Consider the following 22,545-nt stretch of genomic DNA (forward strand, 5'->3'; position numbering starts at 1 on the left):
GGACTGCATCATCCGACTGCGTGAGCTGCTGCCTCATCAAGCTGCAGATCGCCAGTAGCCATGCAGAGGAGGGCGCGCCCCTCCTCTTCTCCTGCGACGGTCCCCCGTTCCATGCTCGTGCCCGATCTCGGCTTCGCCCTCGCCGCCGGCGCCGCCGCCTTCTTCGTCGGTATGAGCAAGGGCGGGGTGCCGATGATCGGCTCGCTCGCCGTGCCGACCATGGCGCTGTTCATGTCGCCGGTAACCGCCGCCGGCCTGCTGCTGCCGGTCTATGTGATCAGCGACATGTTCGGGGTGTGGGCCTACCGGCGCGAATATTCGCCGCGCAACCTCGCCATCCTCATTCCCGCCGCCGCGCTCGGCATCGGCATCGGCTGGGCCACCGCCTCCATCGTCACCGAGGCCATGGTGATGCTGATCATCGGCCTGATCGGCCTTTCCTTCTGCCTGATCCGCTGGCTGGGCGGCGCGGGACAGGCGGCGCGAGCGGCCGACCTGCCGCGCGGCATGTTCTGGGGCGCGGTGTCGGGCTTCACCAGCTTCGTCAGCCATGGCGGCGCACCGCCCTACCAGATGTACGTCGTCCCGCAGAAGCTGCCGAAGATGGTCTATGCCGGCACGACGACACTGACCTTCGCGGCGATCAACGCCCTCAAGCTCATCCCCTATGCCGCGCTCGGCCAGCTCAACCCCGGCAATCTGGCGATCACCGCGACGCTCGTCCCGGTGGCGGTGGCGGCGACCTTCGCCGGCGTGCGGATGACGCGGCTGCTTCCCGAGGTCCTGTTCTATCGCCTGGTGATGGCCGCGCTGTTCCTCATCTCGCTCAAGCTGACCTGGGACGGCGCGGCGGGAATGATCGACTTCCAGTCCTAGTCTTCCACCGGCCGGGCCATCAGCGCCGCGCACCAGAAGCCGATGGCGAGCACCAGGGCGAGAGCGACGATCGCCATCAGCACGGCGTCATACGAGCCGGAAGCGGTCCACAGCGCCGCCATGCCGGCCGGCGCCAGCGCCCGCGAGAAGATTGCCGGCATCGCCAGCGCGCCGTTCACCGCGCCATAGGCGCGCCGCGTGAGCAGTTCGGGCACGACCAGCCCGCGGACGATGGTGATGATGCCGTTGACCGAGCCATAGGCGAGGGCGAACAGCGCCACCCAGGCGAAATCCGGCGGGATGAGCTCCAGCGCCAGGAAGGACAGCGGGAACACCGCGACGATGACCGAGCCGACCAGCCGCACCGGCGCGCGCGGCGCCAGCAGCGAGACGAGGACGCGGCCGCCGACCTGCGCCGGGCCGATCAGCGCGATGGCGCTCACCACCGTCGCCGTGTCGAAGCCGCGCTCCACCAGCAACGGGTACATGTGGAAGGTGAAGCCGGAGAACATCGCGGAATAGGCGGTGAAGGCGATGGCCAGCGCCCAGAACACCGGCTGGCGGACCACCTGCCCGATGACCGAACGCGGCGCGCCCGAGCTTCCCGCCGCCTCCGGGCGCGCCGCCGCCCGGTCGCGCGAGGCATCGACGGCGAGGAAATTCATCGTCGCGCAGATGAAGATGTTCACCGCGCCGAGGACGAGCAGGGTGTCGCGCCAGCCCACCATGTCGAGCAGCAGCTGGATCAGCGGAATGAACACGGTCGAGGAGAAGCCGCCCCACAGCGTCAGCGCGGTGATGCCGGGCCGGGCCCGCAGCGCGCCGGCGCGGCGGGCGACGACGGCGAAGGCCGGCTCGTAGAGCGTCGCCGCCTGCATGGCGCCGATGCCGGCGATGGCGACATAGAACAGACCGATGCTCTGGACCTGCGCCCACAGCACGAGCAGCAGGCCCGCCAGCAGCGAGCCGCCCGCCATGATCATCCGGCCGTGGCCGCGGTCGATGCCGGCGCCGACCGGATAGGCGACGGCGCCGGCCAGCGCGAGGCCGAGCGTGGCGGCGCCGTAGAGCTCGGCCTTGGACCAGCCGAGATCGACGCTCATCGCCTGCGCCACCTGCGGGAAGCTGTAATAGAGCGTGCCCCAGGAGCAGAGCTGCGCGACGCCCAGCGCGACGACGAAGGGGCTGCGCCCGTCCGGCGGGGCGGCATCGGCGGCGGGGCGGGGAACGCCAGTCACCTCGCGCGACCCCTGCGGTCAGGCTGCCGGCGCCGTGGGAGAAGGCGGCAGCCGGGAGCGCACCAGATGCACCCAGTAGCTGGCGCCGACCGGCAGCAGCGCGTCGTTGAAGTCGAACTGGGCGTTGTGCAGGTTCGGGCCGGGGCCGCTGGCGAGGCAGAGATAGGCGCCCGGCACGGCCTCCAGCATGTAGGCGAAATCCTCCGCCGCCATGATCGGCTCGAAATCGGCAATGACCGCGTCGCCGGCGGTCGCGCGCGCCGCCGCCAGCGAATCCGCGAATTCGGCGGCATGGTTCACCAGCGCGGGATAGCGCCGCTCGTAGCGGATCTCGGCCGTCGCGCCCTGCGCCGCGCAGACGCCCTCGACGATGGCGCGGAAGCGGGTCTCGGCGAGGTCGCGCACCTCGCGCGAGAAGCTGCGCACCGTGCCGCGCAGCACCACCGCGTCGGGGATGACGTTCCAGGTGTCGCCGCCATGAATCTGGGTGACGGTGACCACCGCCGCCTCCTGCGGGTTCACCGACCGGGAGACGATCGACTGGAGCTGGGCGACGATGTGGGACGCGGTGAGCACCGGGTCGATGCCGCGCTGGGGCATGGCGGCATGGGCGCCGCGCCCGATCACCCTGACCTCGAAGATGTCGAAGGCGGCGAACATCGCCCCCGGCCGGCCCAGAAACGTCCCGAAGGGCGCGTTCGGCCAATTGTGCAGGCCGTACACCGCCTGCATCGGGAACAGGTCGAACAGGCCCTGCTCGACCATCACCTTGGCCCCGCCCTCGTTCTCCTCGGCGGGCTGGAAGATGAAATGCACCGTGCCGGCGAAATCGGGATTGGCCGCCAGATGCCGCGCCGCGCCGAGCAGCATGGCCATGTGCCCGTCATGGCCGCAGGCGTGCATCTTGCCCGGCGTGTCGGAACGGTAGGGAAGGTTGGTCGCCTCGTGGATGTCGAGCGCGTCCATGTCGGCGCGCAGGCCGATGGCAAAGCCTTCGCCTTCCCGTCCCTCGCCGAGCCGGCCCTTCAGCGTGGCCACCAGGCCGGTGCCGGCGAGGCCGCGATGCACGGGCAGGCCGAAGCTCTCCAGCCGGGCGGCGACGAAGGCGCTGGTGCGGTGCTCCTCGAAGGCGGTCTCGGGCATGGCGTGCAGGGCCCGGCGCCACTGCGTGAGTTCGTCCGCCTGCGCCGCCAGGGCGGGCAGGATGCCGCCGGGGATGCCGGCCCGCGTCTCGTGCTGCACGTTGCGCACCCGCTCTTTCGTCCGCCAACGGCCCCGCCGGTCGCCGCGCGATGCCGCGCCACGGGGCCGCCGCTGTATAGGCGCCGCCGCGAAGCCGAGGCAAGCGCCTCGGTGCATGCCCGCGCGTCGCCACGGCCGCGGTGCCGTTGCGTTATTTTCGCCGCCGGACATGAAATATTCGCCATCGCGCGGGATGAAAGGCGCGAACGGCTCCGTATACGGGACATGAAGCGCGACGAGACCACCTTCGACGTGCCGGCCCAGCTCGGCGTGATGCGGCGCTATGCGCGCGCGCTGACGCGCGACGACGTGGAGGCCGAGGATCTCGTCCACGACGCGCTGGTGCGCGCCTATGAGCGGCGCGGCAGCTTCGAACCCGGGCGCGGGACGCCCGGCACCGGGCTGCGCGGCTGGCTGCTCTCGGTGCTGCACAACGTTTTCGTCGACCGCCGCCGCTCGCGCGCCGCCGAGGCCCGCCGCGAGGCCGAGAGCCTCGATCTCGCGGACAGCGCCGCCGCCCCGGCGCAGGAGCACCAGCTCCGCCTCGCCCAGGTGCGCGACGCCTTCATGGTGCTGCCGGAGGAACAGCGCGCCGCGCTGCACCTCGTCGCCATGGAGGGGCTCGGCTATGCCGAGGCCGCCGCGACGCTCGGCATACCGCAGGGCACGCTGATGTCCCGCCTGTCGCGCGCCCGCGCCACGCTGCGCGCCATCGAGGACGGCACCGGCGCGGCGCGCCCGAAACGCTTGCGCATCGTAGGAGGTACGGATGAACCGCCCCATTGACCCCGTCTCCGACGACGACCTGCAGGCCTATGTCGACGACCAGCTGAGCGTCGCCCGGCGCATCGATGTCGAGGCGTTTCTCAGCGCCCACCCGGCCGCCGCCTCGCGGGTGATGGCCGATCTGCGCATCCGCGACGAGCTGCGCCTCGCCCTGGCCGAGACGCCGCGCGCGGCCTCCACCGCCAGCGCCCGGCTCGCAACGGTGGAAGCGGCGCGGCGGCTGCAGGGGGCGCTGTCGCGCGAGCGCTGGATCCGCCGCCTGCGCGCCGCCGCGGTGGTGGCGCTGCTGATCGGCGCCGGCTGGTTCGCCAATGCCCAGTTCGGCCATTTCGGCGTGAGCCGGGTGGTCGCCTCGGGGCTCCCCCCGGCCTATCTGGAGGACGCGGTGCGCGCCCACCGCACCGCGCTGGTGCGCGCCGGCATGCCCTCGCAGCCCGGCGCCAGCCGCTACGACCCGGCCGAGATCCGCGCCGCCACCGCCATCGTCATGCCGGTGTTGCCGGAAGGCTGGACGGTGGACGACGTGCAGGTCTTCCCCTCCGCCTTCGGCCCCAGCGTGGAGATGACGGTGCGCGCGCAGGATCTCGGCACCGCCTCGCTGTTCGCGGTGCGGCCGGGCGGCTTCGACGTGGTGCCGGCGACCAGCGTGCCGCAGGACGACCTCACCGCCGCCTATTGGCAGGTCGGCGAGGTGGCCTACGCCCTCGTCGCCCAGGGCGGCACGCCTTCCGGCTCGCGCGACATCGACCGGGCCGCCGAGCGGCTTGTCCGGTCGCTCTACTGAACCCACATGCATCCCATGAGGAAACTGACATGAACACGCCGAATTCCGGCTTCCAGTGGTCCCGCACCGCCACCGTCGACAGGGCCGTCTTCGACGAGGGCCTGCGCCGCCACATGCTGCGGGTCTACAACTACATGGCGCTCGGCCTGGTGCTGACCGGCGCGGTCGCCTTCATCGTCGGCACCACGCCGGCGCTCTACGTGCCGATCTTCTCCACCCCGCTGAAATGGGTGGTGATGCTCGCCCCGCTCGCCTTCGTGCTGTTCTTCTCCTTCCGCATGCAGTCCATGTCGGGGAGTGCGGCGCAGATGATGTTCTGGGCGTTCTGCGCGGTGATGGGCCTGTCGATGGCCTCCATCTTCCTCGTCTTCACCGGCACCTCGATCGCCCGCACCTTCTTCATCGCCGCGACGATGTTCGGCGCCACCAGCCTGTACGGCTACACCACCAAGCGCGACCTCTCGCAGTTCGGCTCGTTCCTGATCATGGGCCTGATCGGCGTGGTGATCGCCAGCCTGGTGAACATCTTCCTCGGCTCGACCATGCTGCAGTTCATCGTCTCGGTGGTCGGCATCCTGGTCTTCGTCGGCCTGACCGCCTGGGACACCCAGTCGATCAAGGAGCAGTACGCCGACAATTTCGACGCCGAATCGCAGCAGAAGCTCGCCGTGTTCGGCGCCTTCTCGCTCTACCTGAACTTCGTCAACATCTTCCAGCTCCTGCTCAATCTTACCGGCGAGCGGGAGTGAGGCGCCCTTGACGGGAAGGATCTCGCAATGAACGACCAGGACCGCCAGGCCATTGACGGCCTGTTCGCCAAGCTCGGCGAGGCCGAGCGCCAGGCCGGCCCGCGCGACGCGGAGGCCGAGGGCTTCATCGCCCAGCGCATCGCCGAGCAGCCGGCCGCGCCCTACCTGATGGCGCAGACCATCGTGATGCAGGACTACGCGCTGCAGCAGGCGCAAGCCCGCATCCAGGAACTGGAGCAGCAGGCCCAGGCGGCGCAGGACGCCGCGACCGAGCGGCCGGCCGCGGGCGGCGGGCTGTTCGGCAGCCTGTTCGGCTCCGGCCAGCCTCCGGCACGCCGCAGCCCGGTTCCCTCGATGCCCCGCTCCGCCGGCAACGAAATACCGCCGGACGCGTCGCCGGCATGGCGGTCGGCGAACTCGCCGGGGAACCCGCCCATGGGCGCGCCGGGCGCGCCGGGCGCGCCGGGCGTGCCGCCGCAGGGCGCCTTCGGGCGTCCCGGATTCGGCGGTGGCGGCGGCGGCTTCCTGGCCGGCGCGGCGCAGACCGCGATGGGCGTAGCCGGCGGCGTGCTGCTGGGCAATGCCATCGCCGGCATGCTCGGCGGCAGCGGCGAGGCCAAGGCGGCCGAAGCGCCGGCCGAGACGCCGGCCGCAGCCCCCGCCGAGCCCGACAACCAGGCGGACGCCCAGCCCGATGCCGACACCGGCGCGCAGGACGACTCGGCTGGCGATGACGGCGGCTTCTTCGGCGGCGGCGACTGGTTCGGCGGCAGCGACGAATTCTGACCGCCGACCGAATCCACGCGTCTGGAATCCACGCGTTTCACGAACCCCTGCCAGCTGGCAGCGGGCACTTCCCAACTCCTGCAGGCCGGCCCCTCACCGGCCTGTTTTTTTTGCCCCGCGCGAACGGCCGATGCGAGGTCAGACCCGCAGGCCGTTCTCCCCAGCATAGTCCTTCAGCCGGCGTTCCGGCCGGGCGCCGATATGGCTGATGATCTCGGCGGCGCAGAGCGCGCCCAGCTTCAGGCACTCCTCCGGCGCGAAATCCCGCGCGAAGCCGTGCAGATAGCCGGCGGCGAACAGGTCGCCCGCGCCGGTGGTGTCCACCACCTTCGGCACCGGGAAGGCGGGAACGGCGACGAGCTCGCCCGCCGTCACCGACAGCGCCCCCTTCTCGCTGCGCGTGACCACCGCGCGCTTCACGTCCTGCCGCAGCTGGGCCAGCGCGGCGTCGAAATCGGTCTCGTAGAGCGACACCAGCTCGGCCTCGTTGGCGAACACCAGGTCGACCGTGCCCTCGCGCATCAGCGTGAGGAATTCCGGCCGATAGCGCCCGACGCAGAAGGCGTCCGACAGGGTCAGCGACACGGTGCGCCCGGCCTTGTGGGCGATGCCGGCGGCCTTGAGGAAGGCCTGCTTCGCCGCCGGCGGGTCCCACAGATAGCCTTCGAGATAGGTGACCTTCGCGCCGGCCACGAGCGCCTCGTCGACATCGGCGGGGGAAAGGTCCTGCGCCGCGCCGAGATAGGTGTTCATGGTGCGCTCGCCGTCCGGCGTCACCAGGATGAGGCAGCGCGCCGTCGCCGGGCCGGCGCTCGCGGCGGGGGTGGCGTAGGCGACGCCGGCGGCGCGGATGTCATGGGCGAAGATGCCGCCCAATTCGTCGTTGCGCACCTTGCCGATGAAGCCGGCGCGCCCGCCGAGCGCGGCGACGCCGACCATGGTGTTGGCGGCCGAGCCACCGGAAATCTCCACGCCCGGACCCATGGCGCCGTAGACCGCCTCGGCGCGTTCCTCGTCGATCAGCGTCATGCCGCCCTTGCGCATGCCATGCCGGTCGAGGAACGCTTCCTCGGAACGGGCGATCACGTCGACGATGGCATTGCCGAAGCCGATCACATCGAGAAGCTGGGCGGTCATGGACGGACGTTCTCCGCAAGGGTTCGTTCGGTGGGGAAGGCCGGCTTGGCGGTAGCAGACGCGCGCGCCCGCCGCAACGCTTCGACGCCGGCGGGAGGGAAGCCGGACGACCGTTTCCAGCGCCCCGCGCGCCCGGGCTCGGCCCGGAGATCCAGCCCCTGGCAGGCCACCGGTCCAGGCCTGGGTGGCCGGGCCCAGCCCGGCCATGCGGCGAGAACGGGTCGAGGGCAGGCGGCGGAGGCGGCGAGCCCGGCCTTCCGCCTTTCCCTCGCTCCGCCGGCCGACTATTGCTGGCGCATGGCCCTGCTCCGCCACGCCTCCACCGTCGCCCTGATCACCCTCGGCTCGCGCGTCCTCGGCTTCGCGCGCGACGCCGGGGTGGCGGCGCTGTTCGGCACCGGGGTGGTCGCGGACGCCTCGGTCGCCGGCCTCGCTCTGCCGCAGATCGCCCGCCGCCTGCTCGGCGAGGGCGCGCTCAACGCCGCGCTGCTGCCGGGGCTGGCGACGGCGGGGGGACCAGAGCAACGGCGGGGCCGCGCCGGGGCGGCGCTGATGCTGTTCGCGCTCGCCGCGCTGGCGCTCGCCCTGCCGCTGTTTCTCTTCATGCCGCAGGTCGTGGCGGTGCTGGCGCCGGGCTTTTCCGGCGGGGGCCCGCGCGCGCAGGGCGCGGTGCTGGCCGGGCGGCTGGCCGTCGTCTGCTTGCCGCTGGCCATCCTCGCCGGGGTGTTCGCCGCCTTCGCCAATGCGGCGGGGCGCTTCGCCCGGCCGGCCTTCGCGCCGGTCGCCGCCAATGGCGCGGTCATCGCCCTGCTGGTGCTGCTCTGGCTCGCCGGGGCGCAGGCGATGCGCGTGGAGGCGGCGCTGGCCTGGCTGGCGGCGGGCGCGGTGGCCGGCGCGCTGACCCAGTTCGGGCTCAACCTGCTCGCCGTGCCGCGCGGCTTCATGCGCCTGCACGTGACCCGCGCCGAGCTGAGGGCGGCGCTGCCGATGCTGGCCGCCGCGGCGCCCAGCCTGCTCGCGGCGGCGCTGCCGCAGCTGCGCTTCCTCATCGCCGCCGCCGCCGCCTCGAGCCTCGCCGGCGGCGTCGCGGCGCTGTTCTACGCCACCCGCCTGGTCGAGCTGCCGCTCGGCCTCGTCGGCGCCAGCGCCGGCGCCGTGCTGCTGCCGGCGCTGGCCGACAGGGACGAAGGCCGGCTCGGCGCGCAGGGGCTGGAGGCGGCGCTGGCGCTCTCGCTGCCGGCGGCGCTCGGCCTCGCCGTGCTCGCCCATCCCATCGTCGTGGTGCTGTTCGAGCGCGGCGCCTTCGACCCGCAGGCGAGCGGGCTCACCGCCGCCGCGCTGGCGCTGCTGGCGCTGTCGCTGCCGGCGCAGGCGCTGGAGAAGATCCTCGTCGCCGTCGCCTTCGCCAACGGCCTGCCGCGTCTCGTCACCGGGGCGGGCCTCGCCGCGCTGCCGGCGGGGGCGCTCGTCGGCTTCCTCGCCGTGGAACCGCTCGGCATGGCGGGGCCGGCGCTCGGCGTGCTGGCGTCCAGCCTGCTGGCGCCGGCGGCGCTGCTGCTCGGGCTCGGCCGCCGCCGGCTGATCGTGGTGCCGCGCGCCAGCCGGCGGCGGCTCGCCGGGCTTGTCCTCGCCGCCCTCGCCATGGCCGCGGCGACGGGGCTGGCGCGCCATCTGGCCGGCGGCCTGTTCGCCGGCGGCGGGCTCACCGCGGCGGCGGCGCTCGCCGGCCTGGTACTGCTGGGCGCGGCGGTCTATGCCGGGGCGGCGGGCGCCCTCGGCGGCCTCGATTTCGCCGCGCTGCGCGCGGGCCTGCGCAAATAGCGCGGGAGACGCGCGCGTCCGCAGGCTTGCCCCTCGCCGACTTGCATGCCATTAGCGCCCCGCGCGCACGACGCGACACGGCAGGGCGCAGACCACAGGACGTCCCGACATGGAATTCAAGCAGCTCGTGTTCTCCGGCGTCCAGCCGACCGGAAACCTGCATCTCGGCAATTATCTCGGCGCCATCCAGCGCTTCGTGGCGCTGCAGGACAGCCATGACTGCCTGTATTGCGTCGTCGACATGCACGCCATCACGGTCTGGCAGGACCCGGCCGAGCTGAAGCGCTGCATCCGCGAGGTCACCGCCGCCTTCATCGCCTCCGGCATCGACCCCGCGCGCCACATCGTGTTCAACCAGAGCCAGGTCTCCGGCCATGCCGAGCTGGCCTGGGTGTTCAACTGCGTGGCCCGGCTGGGCTGGCTGAACCGCATGACGCAGTTCAAGGAGAAGGCCGGCAAGGACCGCGAGAACGCCTCGGTGGGCCTCTACGCCTATCCCAACCTGATGGCCGCCGACATCCTACTCTACCGCGCCACCCATGTGCCGGTGGGCGAGGACCAGAAGCAGCATCTGGAGCTGGCCCGCGACATCGCGCAGAAGTTCAACAATGATTTCGGCCCCTCCATCGCCGCGAACGGGCTTGGCGACGGCTTCTTCCCGCTGCCCGAGCCGCTGATCGGCGGGCCGGCGGCGCGCGTCATGAGCCTGCGCGACGGGGCCAAGAAGATGTCGAAGTCCGACCCTTCCGATCTCTCACGCATCAACCTCACCGACGACGCCGACACCGTCGCCTCGAAGATCCGCAAGGCCAAGACCGACCCCGAGCCGCTGCCTTCCGAGGCCGAGGGGCTGAAGGGCCGGCCGGAGGCGGAGAACCTCGTCGGCATCTACGCGGCGCTGGGCGAGGTCTCCAAGGACAAGGTGCTGACCGATTTCGGCGGCGGCCAGTTCTCCACCTTCAAGGCGGCGCTGGTCGACCTCGCGGTCGCCAAGCTGGGACCGATCGGCGCCGAGATGAAGCGCCTGGTCGACGATCCCGGCCATATCGACGCCATCCTGCGCGACGGCGCGGCGCGGGCCCGCGTGCTGGCCGACGCCACCATGCGCGACGTCAAGGACATTGTCGGCTTCGTGCGCTAACGTTTCCTCCCGATCAGGGGAGAGACCATGTCGCGCAGGCGCCAGAGCCACGAACCCGGCCACCGCCGCAAGTTCCTCGTCGTCGCCGACGAGACGCCGGAATGCGACCGCGCGCTCTATTACGCCGCGCGGCGCGCCGCCCGCACCGATGGCGGCGTGGTCCTGCTCAGTGTGCTGGAACTCGCCGACGTGCAGAGCCAGTGGCTCGGCGTCGCCGAGCTGATGCGCGCCGAGGCGACCGACAAGGCCGAGGCGCGGCTCGACCTGCTGGCGGCCCGCGCGCTCGGCATTTCCGGCATCCAGCCCGAATGCCTGATCCGCGAGGGCAAGATCGCCGACGAGATCCTCAAGCTGATCGAGGCGGACGAGGACGTCGCCATCCTCGTGCTGGCCGCCGGCACCGGCCATGAGGGACCGGGACCGCTGATCTCCTCGCTGGCCAAGGGCCTGTGGACCGGGCTCCCGGTGCCGGTGACCGTCGTGCCCGGTACGCTGTCCGACGCCGAGATCGACGCGCTGGCGTGAGCGGGACGGCGGACCGTTCCACCTTCCTCACCCCGATGGGGAGAGGGCGTTTGTCCCTTCCCCTCGGGCCGTTGAGCGCTTATCTAAAGTGGAAATTCCCGTCGCCGCGGCCTTGAACCCCGGTTGGCAAGGAGAGACCCATGTTCATCCAGACCGAAGCCACCCCGAATCCCGCCACGCTGAAGTTCCTGCCCGGCCGCACCGTGCTCGGCCACGGCACCTTCGAGGCCCGCGACGCCGGCGAGGCGACGCGCTCGCCGCTCGCCGCCCGCCTGTTCGAGGTGCCGGGCGTCACCGGCGTGTTCTTCGGCTCCGACTTCGTCACCGTGACGAAGGAGCAGGGCGAGTGGGCGCATCTCAAGCCCGCCATCCTCGGCGCCATCATGGAGCACTTCGTCTCCGGCCAGCCGGTGCTGCCGGACGATCACCAGCATGTCGCCGACGACGCCTTCTTCGAGGCCAAGGATGCCGGCGTGGTCGACACGATCCGCGAGCTGATCGACACCCGCGTGCGCCCGGCGGTGGCCAATGACGGCGGCGACATCACCTTCCGCGGCTACAAGGACGGCGTCGTCTTCCTCGCCATGAAGGGCTCCTGCTCGGGCTGCCCGTCCTCCACCGCGACGCTCAAGAACGGCATCGAGAACCTGCTGCGCCATTTCGTGCCGGACGTGGTGGAAGTCCGCCCGGTCTGAGCCCGCGATCCGGGGCGCCGGCACGCCGGGCGGGTTCGGCACCCGCCCGCGCTCCCTTCACTTCCCGCCGCGCTCGTGCGCATGGTGCGCGTACGATCGGGACCCTTCATGCTGATTCTTGCCATCGACACCGCGCTTGAGGCCTGCTCCGTGGCCTTGCACGACACCGACACCGACGAGACGCGGGCGCGCGCCCAGCTGATCATGTCGCGCGGCCATGCCGAGGCGCTGATCCCGATGGTCAAGCGCGTGCTCGACGAGGCCGGCCTCGGCATACCCGATGTCGACCTGTTCGCCGTCACCGTCGGGCCCGGCAGCTTCACCGGGCTGCGCGTGGGGCTCGCCGCGGCGCGCGGCTTCGGCCTCGCCACCGGCAAGCCGGTCGTCGGCCTGCCGACCCTCACCGTGCTCGCCGCGCCGCTGCTCGACCGCGACGACAACGTGCCGGTGGCCGCCGCCATCGACGCCCATCACGGCAATGTCTACCTGCAGATGATCGGCCCGTCCGGACGGGTGCTGGTGACGCCGCGCGCCATGGCGGTACGCGATGCCGCCCGCTCGGTCGCCAACGGGCCCGTGCGTCTCGTCGGCTCCGGCGCCGGGCTGATCGCCGAGGCCTGGCCATCGGGCGCGCGCCCGCCGATGGAGGTGCGCGGCGCCGCCACGCCCGACCCGGTATGGCTGGCCCGGCTCGCCAGCGTCGCCGATCCCGCCCGTTCCGAACCCCGCCCGCTCTATCTGCGCGACGTCGACGCCAAGCCGCAGACCGCCGGGCGGATCGCCCACCGATGAACGGGCTGCTGGCCCGCCTCGGGCTGCGCCGTCGCGCGCCCGCGCTGCGCGCCGTCCGTCCCGGCGATGCCGAGGCGCTGGCGCGGCTGCATGCCGGCGCCTTCCGCATCGGCTGGGACGGCGCCGAGTTCGAGCGCCTGCTCGCCAACCGCCTGAGCCGCGGGCTGGTGGCGACGGACGGGCCGGGCGGCGCCCCGGTCGGCTTCGTCCTGCTCAGCGGCGTCTCGCCGGAGATCGAGATTCTCTCCATCGCCGTCGCCACCGCCCGGCGCGGCGAGGGCATCGCCCGCCGGCTGGTCGAGGCGGCCTTCGGCACGCTGGCGGCGGAAGGCTTCCGCACCGTGTTCCTGGAGGTCGAGGAAGGCAATGCCGCCGCGCTTCGCCTCTATGCCCGCACCGGTTTTCGCGAAATCGGCCGGCGCGCGGGCTATTATCGCGATGCCGCGGGCCAGCCGGCGGCGGCCCTGACCATGCGGCGCGACATCGCCTGACGGAAAACATTGCCCTCGCCGGGCCCCTTGCGCCATAAGGCGGGAAGGATGGACGAGGTCTGAAGGATGCGGGCCGAGGAATGAACGACAAGCCGACCGCGATCGAGGAAGCCTGCGTCACGCTGGGCCTGCGCATGACCGACCAGCGGCGCGTGATCGCCCGCATCATCGCCGACGCGCAGGACCACCCCGACGTCGAGGAGCTGCACCGCCGCGCGGTGGCGGTGGACGACCGCATCTCGATCTCCACCGTCTACCGCACGGTGAAGCTGTTCGAGGATGCCGGCATCATCGAGCGCCACGATTTTCGCGATGGCCGCTCGCGCTACGAGCCGGTGCCCGACGAGCACCACGACCACCTCATCGACCTGCGCAGCGGCCATGTGGTGGAGTTCCGCTCCGAGGAGATCGAGCACCTGCAGGAAGAGATCGCCCGCAAGCTCGGCTACCGCCTCGTCGGCCACCGGCTGGAGCTCTACGGCGTGCCGCTCGACCCGTCCAAGAAGGACTGAGCCGTGCGGGCGTGGCTGGTGCTGGTGCCGGTCGTGCTGGTCACGCTTCTGGGCATTCCCCTGCAATGGCTGTCGGTGGCGTTGGGGCTGCCGACCCGGCGCACCCTCCCCGTGCTCTATCACCGCATCGTGCTCACGCTGGTGGGGGTGCGGGTGACGCTGGTCGGCGCGCCGGCGCCGGCGCGCCCGCTGCTGATCGTCTCCAACCATGTCTCGTGGCTCGACATCCCGGTGCTCGGCTCGCGCCTGCCGCTGTGCTTCGTCGCCAAGAGCGAGGTCGCGCGCTGGCCCGGCGTCGGGCTGCTGGCCAGGCTGCAGCGCACCATCTTCGTCGACCGCGCCTCGCGCACGGCGACGGCCAGGGTGGCCGGCGAGATGGCGGCGCGGATGAACGACGGCGACCCCGTGGTGCTGTTCGCGGAAGGCACATCGAGCGACGGCAACCGCGTGCTGCCCTTCCGCTCGGCGCTGATCGGCGCGGCGCGCCAGAGCATGGGCGATGAGGAGGGGATGGCGGCGACCATCCAGCCGCTCGCCATCGCCTATGTCGGGCTCGGCGGCATGCCGGCGGGCCGCGCACGCCGACCGCGCCTCGCCTGGTATGGCGACATGGACCTCGCCCCGCACCTGATGGAGGTGCTGCGGCGCGGCGGCGTCGACGTGGAGCTGCGATTCGGCGCGCCGCTGGCCGCCGGCGGGCGCAAGGCGGCGGCGCAGGAGGCCGAACGCGCCGCGCGCGTCATGCTGGCGCGCGCGCTCACCGGGCGCCCGCTCTAGAGCGCCCGGACGGGCGGATTCTTGCGGCAAATCACGCCCTCGCGCGGCGCCGGCCCCTCCCGGCGCATTCCCTTTTCCCGGGAATCCCGCTACACAGGGGGCCTAGGCGTAATTCGTGGAGACGTAGACGATCTCGACCTGCATGAGACCGAGGTGGGAACGGGCGGCGATGGACGAAGGCGCCTTGCGAGAGCGCGCCGGGCGTGCCTTCGGGTTTCCAACGGAATGCGCCGCGATGTCCCTCACGGGCTGGCGGCACGGGTCGATCGACACGCAATGAGTGAACCGCGCAAGCTTTACGTCCGCTCCTTCGGCTGCCAGATGAACGTCTATGACGCCCAGCGCATGACGGACACGCTGGCCAAGGAGGGCTATGTCGAGACCGACAGCCCGGACAACGCCGACCTCGTCATCCTCAACACCTGCCACATCCGCGAGAAGGCCGCCGAGAAGGTCTATTCGGAGCTCGGCCGGCTGAAGAAGGCGCAGGAGGAGGCCGGCCGCCGGCAGATGGTGGCGGTCGCCGGCTGCGTCGCGCAGGCGGAAGGGGCCGAGATCCTCAAGCGCGCCCGCGGCGTCGACCTCGTGGTCGGCCCGCAGAGCTACCACAAGCTGCCCGAGCTGATCGCCGACGCCGCCCGGCGCGGCGGCAACCGGCGCGCCGGCATCGTCGAGACCGAATTTCCGGTCGAGGACAAGTTCGACTTCCTGCCGCCGCCCACCCGCGCGGCCATCGCCAAGCGCGGCCCGACCGCTTTTGTCACCGTGCAGGAAGGCTGCGACAAGTTCTGCACCTTCTGCGTCGTGCCCTATACGCGCGGCGCCGAGGTGTCGCGCCCGGTCCCCAAGATCCTCGACGAGGTGATCCGCCTCGCCGATGGCGGGGTGCGCGAGATCACGCTGATCGGCCAGAACGTCAACGCCTATCATGGGCTCGACGCCGCCGGACGGAGCGCGAACCTGACCGAGCTGGTGCGCCGCATCGCCGAGGTGCCCGGCATCGCCCGCGTGCGCTACACCACCAGCCATCCGCGCGACATGGACGACGAGCTGATCGCCGCGCATCGCGAGATTCCCGCGCTGATGCCCTATCTGCACCTGCCGGTGCAGTCCGGCTCCAACCGCATCCTTGCGAGCATGAACCGCAAGCACGACCGCGAGCTGTTCCTGGAGATCGTCGCCAAGGTGCGCGCCGCGCGGCCCGACATCGCCTTCTCCTCGGATTTCATCGTCGGCTTCCCCGGCGAGACCGACGCCGACTTCGCCGACACGATGGACCTGGTGGAAAAGGTCGGCTTCGCCTCCTCCTTCTCGTTCAAATATTCCTCGCGCCCCGGCACGCCGGCGGCCGGCATGGACGGGCAGCTTGCCGAGGATGTGAAATCCGCGCGCATCCACGCGCTGCAGGCCCTGCTCGACCGGCAGAAGGCGGCCTTCGACGCCGCCTGCCGCGGCCGGCGCTTCGACATTCTGCTGGAAAAGCCCGGGCGCTTCCCCGGCCAGCTCATCGGCCGCTCGCCCTATCTGCAGTCGGTGGTCGTCGAGGGCCCGCAGGAGGCCATCGGCACGCTGGCGCAGGTCGAAGTGCGCGAGGTCAGCACCAAGAGTCTTGCGGGCGACATACTCGGCGGCGAGTTTTTTGCCGGGCGCCCGACGAGGGAATCGCGTTTCATCGGACAGAGCGAGAAGCTGGAGGCGTGAGCGTGCGTCGACCTGGAGCTGATACGGAACGTGCCTTGGCTTCCCCCCGCGCGGGTGCGCGCGCCGGATCGGCGCAAACCGCCGGCCATCCTCCCTCCTCCCGCCCGGCCGCGCCGTGGCTCGAGCCTCCCGAGGACGCGACGAGCCAGATCGTGCTGGCCTTCGACGACAACCGCATCGCCAGCCAGCTCTTCGGCCATTACGGGCAGAACCTCGCCTTGATCGAGCGCCGGCTGGAAATCGTCGCCGAGCAGCGCGGCAACCATGTCACGCTGGAAGGCCCGCGCGAGGCCTGCGAGCAGGCGCGCCACGTGCTGGAGACGCTCTACGCCCGGCTGAAGAAGGGCGGCGAATTGCTGCCCGGCGATGTCGAGGGCGTGCTGCGCGAGGCCGCCGCGCAGGGCATCCTGTTCGAGTTCGACCCGGCGACGAAGAAGCAGAGCTTCGACGAGATCCAGCTCCGCCGCCGCCCGGTGCGCGCCCGCACCGCCGCGCAGGACGCCTATATCCGCGCGCTCAAGCGCCACACGCTGGTGTTCGGCGTCGGCCCGGCCGGCACCGGCAAGACCTGGCTCGCCGTCGCCTATGCCGTCCACCTGCTGGAGCGGCGCGTGGTCGACCGGCTGATCCTGTCGCGTCCGGCGGTGGAGGCGGGCGAGCGGCTCGGCTTCCTGCCCGGCGACATGAAGGAGAAGGTCGACCCCTATCTGCGGCCGATCTACGACGCGCTGCACGACCTGATGGACCGCGCCTTCGTCGAGCGCGCGCTCACCTCCGGCGAGATCGAGATCGCCCCGCTCGCCTTCATGCGCGGGCGCACGCTGGCAAACGCCTGCGTCATCCTCGACGAGGCGCAGAACACCACCTCGATGCAGATGAAGATGTTCCTCACCCGCCTGGGCGAGAACTCGCACATGATCATCACCGGCGACCCCAGCCAGATCGACCTGCCGCCGGGCCAGACCTCCGGCCTTGCCGAGGCGGTGTCGCTGCTGAAGAACGTCGAGGGCGTGGAGGTCTGCCACTTCCACGCCGCCGACGTGGTGCGCCACGAGCTGGTCGGGCGCATCGTCGCCGCCTACGACGCCAAGAGCATCAGCGACCGGGCCGCCGGCGAGCGGGCGGGCGCCGGCGGGCGGCGCGGCAACGACACGGAGGCTCCGCCGCGATGAGCGACGACAGTCGCATCGAGGTCGACGTGCTCCTGGAGTCCGACGCCTGGTCGGGCGTTCCCGGAGCCGCCGACCTCGTGACGCGGGCGGTGACCGCCGCCTGCGCCGGCGCCCTGACCGAGTACGAGCTCGACATAGACGGCGCCGAGATCGCGGTGAAGCTCGCCGACGACGCCGCCATCCGCGCGCTCAACCGCGACTGGCGCGGCAAGGACAGCGCCACCAACGTGCTGTCCTTCCCGACGCCGGAAGTGGCGCGGGCCGGGGGCGATCCCCATCTCGGCGACATCGCGATCGCCTTCGAGACGCTGCAGCGCGAGGCCGAGGCGGAAGGCAAGCCCTTCGCCGACCATCTCGCGCATCTGGCGGTCCATGGTACCCTGCATCTGCTCGGCTACGACCACGAGGTCGCCGAGGAGGCCGAGGAGATGGAGGCGATGGAACGCCGCGTCCTCGCCGATCTGGGCGTGCCCGATCCCTATTCCGAAACCGAACCCGTTTCTCAACCTGACTGAAGATCGATGTCCGACCCCGTTTCCAGTTCGTCCTCCCCTCCCCAGCAGGGCGGCGAGGACCCAAGTAGCAGCCCGGCGAGCGCCGGGCAGCGAAGCACGGCCGACGCCCGCTCCACGGAGCGCCGCGTCGGCATTTTCGACCGTCTGCGCCACCTCGTCGGAGGCTGGCGCTCCTCCGGTTCGCTGCGTTCGGACCTCGCCGAGGTGCTGTCCTCCGCCAGCGTCGAGACCGGGACCGACCTGACCCCGACCGAGCGGTCGATGCTCCGGAGCATCCTCGGCCTGCGCGAACTGCGCATCGGCGACGTCATGGTGCCGCGCGCCGACATCGTCGCCGTGCAGAAGGACATCGCGCTCGGCGAACTGCTCACCGTCTTCGCCGACGCCGGCCATTCGCGCCTCGTCGTCTATGACGACACGCTCGACGATCCGGTCGGCATGGTCCACATCCGCGACCTCGTCACCTATCTCACCCAGCGCGCCATGATGCCGCGCGGCGCGGCGGTGCGCGGCGCCTCCACGCGGTCCGCCACGCCGGCGGCCGGGACGGAGGAGAGGCCGGCCGGCCCCGCCGAGGGCGCCTCCCGCGGCAAGGCGGCCGCCACCTTCAATCTCAAGGCGATCGACCTCAGCACCTCGCTCAGCGCCGCCAAGCTGATCCGCCGGCTGCTCTTCGTGCCGCCGTCCATGCCCTCGATCGAGCTGCTGGCCAGCATGCAGGCGAGCCGCATCCATCTCGCCCTCGTCATCGACGAATATGGCGGCACCGACGGCATCGTCTCGATGGAAGACCTCGTCGAGGAGATCGTCGGCGACATCGAGGACGAGCACGACGAGGACGAGACCCCGGCCATCACCCGCCAGCCCGACGGCAGCTTCATCGCCGATGCGCGCGCCAGCCTCGAGGACGTCGCCGAGATCATCGATCCGGCCTTCGCGCTCGGCGAGGAGGCCGAAGAGGTCGACACGCTCGGCGGCCTGCTCGTCACCCTGGCCGGCCGCGTGCCTGTGCGCGGCGAGATCGTGCTCGGCCCGGACAATTTCGAGATCGAGGTGCTCGACGCCGATCCGCGCCGGGTCAAGCGGCTGCGCATCTCCACCCGCGGCGGCGAGGCGGCCGTCGGCACGGCGGAGGCCCGGCGCGAGCCGGCGGCGGACGAGCGCCCGGCGAGCAGCAGCCTGCCGCCACCCGCCCAGCAGACCAAGCTGTCGCCCCGCCATACCGACAGAGCGCACGGCAGCGATGCGGCCTGAACGTTTGCCCGAAGGCTTGCCCCGACGCTTGCCCGGACGCTTGCCCGAACGACACCGGTTCCGCGCGGCATGCTGACGGCGGATCATCTGAAAGCGGCGCCGGCACGCTGGCGGGCCGTCGTCGCGCTGCTCGCCGGCGCGCTGTCGGCGCTGGCCATGCCGCCCTTCGGCCTGTGGCCGGTGCTCGCCCTCACCCTGCCGGCGCTGGTGCTGCTGATCGACGCCACCGCCGCGCTGCCGCCGAGGCGCGGGCTGGCGGCGGCCTTCGCCGCCGGCTGGCTGTTCGGGCTGGGCTATTTCCTCGCCGGCCTGTGGTGGATCGGCGAGGCGTTCCTCGTGCAGGCCGACGCCTTCCTCTGGCTGATGCCGATCGCCGTCATCGGGCTGCCGGCCTATCTCGCCCTGTTCACCGGGCTCGGCTGCGCGCTGGCCCGGCTGGTGTGGATGAGGGGGCCGGGGCGCCTCCTCGCCTTCGCCGTCGCGCTCACCCTGACCGAAGGACTGCGCGGCACGCTGCTGACCGGCTTTCCCTGGAACGATTTCGGCTATGGGCTGGCCACCGATCTGCGCTTTGCGCAGGCGGCCTCGGTGATCGGGCTGATGGGGCTGTGCCTCGTCGCACTGGCCACCCTGTCGAGCCCGGCGGCGCTGTTCGACGCGGATGCCGCGCCGCGCCGGCGCTACGCCCCCCTCGGCCTCGCCCTCGCGGCACTCGCCGCGCTGTGGGCGGGCGGGCAATGGCGGCTCGCCGCCACCGAGGTCGGCACGGTGCCCGGCGCCCGGCTGCGGCTGATGCAGCCCGACGTGGCGCAGGACCAGAAGTTCAGCTACGGCGCCCGCCACAAGATCATCGACCTCTACATCGCCACCAGCGAAAGCGGAGACGGGCTCGCCGGCGTCACCCATCTGTTCTGGCCGGAATCGGCCTTCCCGTTCTTCCTGGAGCGCCAGCCCGAGGTGATCGCCCGCCTCGCGACGATGCTGCCGGCCGGGACCACCCTGATCACCGGCGCCGCGCGCTTCGAGCCGGTGCCGGGGCGCGCGCGGCCGGACGTGTTCAACAGCCTGCGGGTGATCGATTCCGACGGCACGATCCGCGCCAATGCCGACAAGGTGCATCTCGTTCCGTTCGGCGAATACCTGCCGTTTCAGGAAACGCTCGAATCCATCGGGCTGGAACAGCTCACCCGCCTGCGCGGCGGCTTCGCCGCGGCGCGCGAGCGCGCGCTGCTGACGATTCCCGGTCTGCCGCCGGCGGTTCCGCTGATCTGCTACGAGGCGATCTTCCCCGACGAGGTGATGCCGGCCGATCTGGCGCCGGGCGAGCGGCCGGGTTTCCTGCTCAACGTCTCCAACGACGCCTGGTTCGGCATCACGCCCGGTCCCCACCAGCATTTCGAGCAGGCGCGGCTGCGGGCGATCGAGCAAGGACTACCCTTGGTCAGGGCCACCAACAACGGCATTTCCGCCATCGTGGACCCTCTTGGTCGAATCACCGGAATGCTACCCCTGGGTGTACGCGGCGTCCTCGACGGCGCTTTGCCGGACGCTCTTCCCGGGACAATTTATGCCTCATATGGCAATTATATACCGGTTTTCCTGCTCCTCTCGGGCCTATTGCTTGTGATTGTGTTGCGTCGGCGAGAGATGCACGCGCTGATTGATCGACGGTAGGACCAGCTTTGCCTAGACTGATTCCGGGCTCGGGCACTGCTTCTCTCCACCAGATCGGCGGAGGGAGGTATTTTTTTGTTTGCAGTCAGGGAAGCCGATGACGAAGAAATCCCCTAACCCCATCGACAAGCACGTGGGCAGTCGGGTGCGCATGCGGCGTATGATGGTCAGTATGAGCCAGGAGAAACTGGGCGAAAGCCTCGGCATTACCTTCCAGCAGATCCAGAAATACGAGAAAGGCACGAACCGGATCGGCGCCAGCCGGCTGCAGAATATCTCCAACGTGCTCGGTGTCCCGGTCGCCTTTTTCTTCGAGGGCGCGCCGAACGTCACCGGCGCGAGCGGCTTCGCCGAAGAGGCTTCCCCCGCCTATGTCTCCGACTTCCTCGCCTCGACCGAAGGGCTGGCGCTGACCCGCGCCTTCCTGAAGATCAGCGACGGCAAGGTTCGCCGGCGCATCGTCGATCTCGTCGAGGCGCTCGCCGAGGACACCCCGGCGAGCTGAACCGGTCGCGCGCGGCGTTCTTTTTTCCGAACGATTCCGCCGTGAAATCCTTGACCGGCCCGACCGCGCTTGCAAAAGATGCGCGGCCGGGCGCGCTTTCCATGCGCCGGTCGAGAATCGAGGAGCCGACGCGTGTCCCGTCAAGCCTATCTCTTCACCAGCGAATCCGTTTCCGAAGGCCACCCGGACAAGGTTTGCGACCGCATCTCCGACGAGATCGTCGATGCCTTCTTCAAGCATGGTCCGGAATTCGGCTGGGATCCGAGCCAGCTGCGCGTGGCCGCCGAGACCCTCGCCACCACCAACCGGGTGGTGATCGCCGGCGAGACCCGCGGCCCGGCGCAGATCACCCGCGACCTGCTGACCCATATCGCCCGGCTGGCCATCAAGGACATCGGCTACGAGCAGGACGGCTTCCACTGGGAGAAGGCGCAGATCGACGTGCACCTGCACGCGCAGTCGGTCGACATCGCCCAGGGCGTCGATTCCACCGGCAACAAGGATGAAGGCGCGGGCGACCAGGGCATCATGTTCGGCTATGCCTGCCGCGAGACGCCCGAGCTGATGCCGGCGCCGATCTATTACGCGCACAAGATCCTCAAGCTGCTGGCCGACGCCCGCCACTCCGGCGAGAGCACCGTGCTCGGCCCGGACGCCAAGAGCCAGGTGACCATCCGCTACGAGGACGGCAGGCCGGTCGAGGTCACGCAGATCGTGCTCTCGACCCAGCACCTCGACGCCGACCTGTCGTCGCACGACGTGCGCAACATCGTCGAGCCCTATATCCGCCGGGCGCTGCCGGAAGGCTGGATCACGCCGGCCACGGTGTGGCACGTCAACCCGACCGGCAAGTTCGTCATCGGCGGTCCGGACGGCGATTGCGGCCTCACCGGCCGCAAGATCATCGTCGACACCTATGGTGGCGCGGCCCCGCATGGCGGCGGCGCCTTCTCGGGCAAGGACCCGACCAAGGTCGACCGCTCGGCCGCCTATGCCGCGCGCTACCTCGCCAAGAACGTCGTCGCCGCCGGCGTCGCCGACCGCTGCACCATCCAGCTCGCCTACGCCATCGGCGTGTCGGATCCGCTCGCCGTCTATGTCGACCTCTACGGCACCGGCAAGGTCGAGGAAGCCAAGCTGGAGAAGGCGCTGCGCGAGGTGATGAACCTGCGTCCGCGCGGCATTCGCGAGCATCTCGGCCTCAACCGGCCGATCTATGCCCGCACCTCCGCCTATGGCCATTTCGGCCGCGCGCCGGAAGCCGATGGCGGCTTCTCCTGGGAGCGCACCGACCTCGCCGACGCCATCAAGGCGGCGGTGGCCTGAGCGACGCGGTCCCGGCCGGCGCCGTCCTTACCGGACGGTTGCACGC

At 71.1% G+C, this 22,545-nt stretch carries 23 protein-coding genes; 20 read left to right on the plus strand and 3 right to left on the minus strand.

Annotated features, from left to right (window positions below; all coding sequences use genetic code 11):
* Positions 1-111 precede the first annotated feature (111 nt).
* Complete coding sequence (locus AC1PZ7_RS02255; RefSeq protein ID WP_482357898.1) at positions 112-876, plus strand: sulfite exporter TauE/SafE family protein; 765 nt, start codon at positions 112-114, stop codon at positions 874-876.
* On the opposite strand, the gene AC1PZ7_RS02260 is transcribed toward AC1PZ7_RS02255, so the two are convergent.
* Both AC1PZ7_RS02260 and AC1PZ7_RS02265 read right to left on the minus strand, forming a co-directional pair.
* Positions 873-2,114, minus strand: a complete 1,242-nt coding sequence (locus AC1PZ7_RS02260; RefSeq protein ID WP_482357899.1) for an MFS transporter — start codon at positions 2,112-2,114, stop codon at positions 873-875. The two genes, AC1PZ7_RS02255 and AC1PZ7_RS02260, sit on opposite strands and share 4 nt — an antisense overlap.
* 18 nt (positions 2,115-2,132) lie before the next feature.
* Positions 2,133-3,308: a M20 aminoacylase family protein gene (locus tag AC1PZ7_RS02265; protein WP_482359545.1), complete on the minus strand. Its 1,176-nt coding sequence runs from the start codon at positions 3,306-3,308 to the stop codon at positions 2,133-2,135.
* A gap of 273 nt (positions 3,309-3,581) precedes the next feature.
* On the opposite strand from AC1PZ7_RS02265, the gene AC1PZ7_RS02270 reads away from it, so the two are divergent.
* From AC1PZ7_RS02270 to AC1PZ7_RS02285, 4 genes are read left to right on the plus strand one after another with little or no spacing between them, the layout of a single operon-like run.
* Positions 3,582-4,142: a sigma-70 family RNA polymerase sigma factor gene (locus AC1PZ7_RS02270; protein WP_482357900.1), complete on the plus strand. Its 561-nt coding sequence runs from the start codon at positions 3,582-3,584 to the stop codon at positions 4,140-4,142.
* Positions 4,126-4,926 (plus strand): anti-sigma factor family protein, encoded by an 801-nt coding sequence (locus AC1PZ7_RS02275; protein ID WP_482357901.1) that lies wholly within the window; start codon positions 4,126-4,128, stop codon positions 4,924-4,926. The genes AC1PZ7_RS02270 and AC1PZ7_RS02275 overlap by 17 nt, the downstream gene beginning before the upstream one ends.
* Positions 4,927-4,955: 29 nt before the next feature.
* The gene (locus AC1PZ7_RS02280; protein WP_482357902.1) at positions 4,956-5,675 is read left to right on the plus strand and encodes a Bax inhibitor-1/YccA family protein; all 720 of its coding nucleotides are present in this window, start codon (positions 4,956-4,958) and stop codon (positions 5,673-5,675) included.
* A 27-nt stretch (positions 5,676-5,702) separates the two neighbouring features.
* Positions 5,703-6,461 carry a DUF2076 domain-containing protein gene (locus tag AC1PZ7_RS02285; protein ID WP_482357903.1) on the plus strand — a complete coding sequence of 253 codons (759 nt, stop codon included), beginning with the start codon at positions 5,703-5,705 and terminating at the stop codon, positions 6,459-6,461.
* Between the two features lie 138 nt (positions 6,462-6,599).
* Here AC1PZ7_RS02285 and AC1PZ7_RS02290 read toward each other — a convergent pair whose 3' ends face one another.
* Positions 6,600-7,598: an adenosine kinase gene (locus AC1PZ7_RS02290; protein WP_482357904.1), complete on the minus strand. Its 999-nt coding sequence runs from the start codon at positions 7,596-7,598 to the stop codon at positions 6,600-6,602.
* 297 nt (positions 7,599-7,895) lie between these two features.
* On the opposite strand from AC1PZ7_RS02290, the gene AC1PZ7_RS02295 reads away from it, so the two are divergent.
* The 15 genes from AC1PZ7_RS02295 to metK all read left to right on the plus strand — a co-directional run bounded on the left by AC1PZ7_RS02295 (position 7,896) and on the right by metK (position 22,499).
* Positions 7,896-9,419: a lipid II flippase MurJ gene (locus AC1PZ7_RS02295; protein WP_482357905.1), complete on the plus strand. Its 1,524-nt coding sequence runs from the start codon at positions 7,896-7,898 to the stop codon at positions 9,417-9,419.
* 109 nt (positions 9,420-9,528) lie between these two features.
* Positions 9,529-10,560 carry a tryptophan--tRNA ligase gene (gene trpS / locus AC1PZ7_RS02300; protein WP_482357906.1) on the plus strand — a complete coding sequence of 344 codons (1,032 nt, stop codon included), beginning with the start codon at positions 9,529-9,531 and terminating at the stop codon, positions 10,558-10,560.
* 27 nt (positions 10,561-10,587) lie between these two features.
* Entirely contained in the window at positions 10,588-11,085 is a 498-nt protein-coding gene (locus AC1PZ7_RS02305; protein WP_482357907.1) for a universal stress protein, read from the plus strand.
* A gap of 140 nt (positions 11,086-11,225) precedes the next feature.
* Positions 11,226-11,780, plus strand: a complete 555-nt coding sequence (locus AC1PZ7_RS02310; protein ID WP_482357908.1) for a NifU family protein — start codon at positions 11,226-11,228, stop codon at positions 11,778-11,780.
* 108 nt (positions 11,781-11,888) lie between these two features.
* Entirely contained in the window at positions 11,889-12,572 is a 684-nt protein-coding gene (gene tsaB, locus AC1PZ7_RS02315) for a tRNA (adenosine(37)-N6)-threonylcarbamoyltransferase complex dimerization subunit type 1 TsaB (protein ID WP_482357909.1), read from the plus strand.
* A complete protein-coding gene (locus AC1PZ7_RS02320; RefSeq protein ID WP_482357910.1) occupies positions 12,569-13,063 on the plus strand; it encodes a GNAT family N-acetyltransferase in 495 nt (164 codons plus the stop codon). The genes tsaB and AC1PZ7_RS02320 overlap by 4 nt, the downstream gene beginning before the upstream one ends.
* An 80-nt stretch (positions 13,064-13,143) precedes the next feature.
* Complete coding sequence (locus AC1PZ7_RS02325; protein ID WP_482357911.1) at positions 13,144-13,575, plus strand: Fur family transcriptional regulator; 432 nt, start codon at positions 13,144-13,146, stop codon at positions 13,573-13,575.
* Positions 13,576-13,578: 3 nt separating this feature from the next.
* Positions 13,579-14,352, plus strand: a complete 774-nt coding sequence (gene olsA / locus AC1PZ7_RS02330; protein ID WP_482357912.1) for a lyso-ornithine lipid O-acyltransferase — start codon at positions 13,579-13,581, stop codon at positions 14,350-14,352.
* A gap of 276 nt (positions 14,353-14,628) precedes the next feature.
* A complete protein-coding gene (gene miaB, locus AC1PZ7_RS02335; protein WP_482357913.1) occupies positions 14,629-16,053 on the plus strand; it encodes a tRNA (N6-isopentenyl adenosine(37)-C2)-methylthiotransferase MiaB in 1,425 nt (474 codons plus the stop codon).
* A 149-nt stretch (positions 16,054-16,202) separates the two neighbouring features.
* A complete protein-coding gene (locus tag AC1PZ7_RS02340; RefSeq protein ID WP_482359546.1) occupies positions 16,203-17,225 on the plus strand; it encodes a PhoH family protein in 1,023 nt (340 codons plus the stop codon).
* The gene (gene ybeY, locus AC1PZ7_RS02345; RefSeq protein WP_482357914.1) at positions 17,222-17,740 is read left to right on the plus strand and encodes an rRNA maturation RNase YbeY; all 519 of its coding nucleotides are present in this window, start codon (positions 17,222-17,224) and stop codon (positions 17,738-17,740) included. Before AC1PZ7_RS02340 ends, ybeY begins: the two co-directional genes overlap by 4 nt.
* A gap of 6 nt (positions 17,741-17,746) precedes the next feature.
* Positions 17,747-18,994 carry a hemolysin family protein gene (locus tag AC1PZ7_RS02350; RefSeq protein WP_482357915.1) on the plus strand — a complete coding sequence of 416 codons (1,248 nt, stop codon included), beginning with the start codon at positions 17,747-17,749 and terminating at the stop codon, positions 18,992-18,994.
* A 69-nt stretch (positions 18,995-19,063) separates the two neighbouring features.
* The gene (gene lnt, locus AC1PZ7_RS02355; RefSeq protein WP_482357916.1) at positions 19,064-20,668 is read left to right on the plus strand and encodes an apolipoprotein N-acyltransferase; all 1,605 of its coding nucleotides are present in this window, start codon (positions 19,064-19,066) and stop codon (positions 20,666-20,668) included.
* Positions 20,669-20,765: 97 nt separating this feature from the next.
* Positions 20,766-21,173 (plus strand): helix-turn-helix domain-containing protein, encoded by a 408-nt coding sequence (locus AC1PZ7_RS02360; protein WP_482357917.1) that lies wholly within the window; start codon positions 20,766-20,768, stop codon positions 21,171-21,173.
* A gap of 132 nt (positions 21,174-21,305) precedes the next feature.
* Positions 21,306-22,499: a methionine adenosyltransferase gene (metK, locus tag AC1PZ7_RS02365; RefSeq protein WP_482357918.1), complete on the plus strand. Its 1,194-nt coding sequence runs from the start codon at positions 21,306-21,308 to the stop codon at positions 22,497-22,499.
* The last annotated feature ends 46 nt before the right edge of the window (positions 22,500-22,545 follow it).

Source organism: Ancylobacter sp. TW_SC_1 (genome assembly GCF_056836805.1).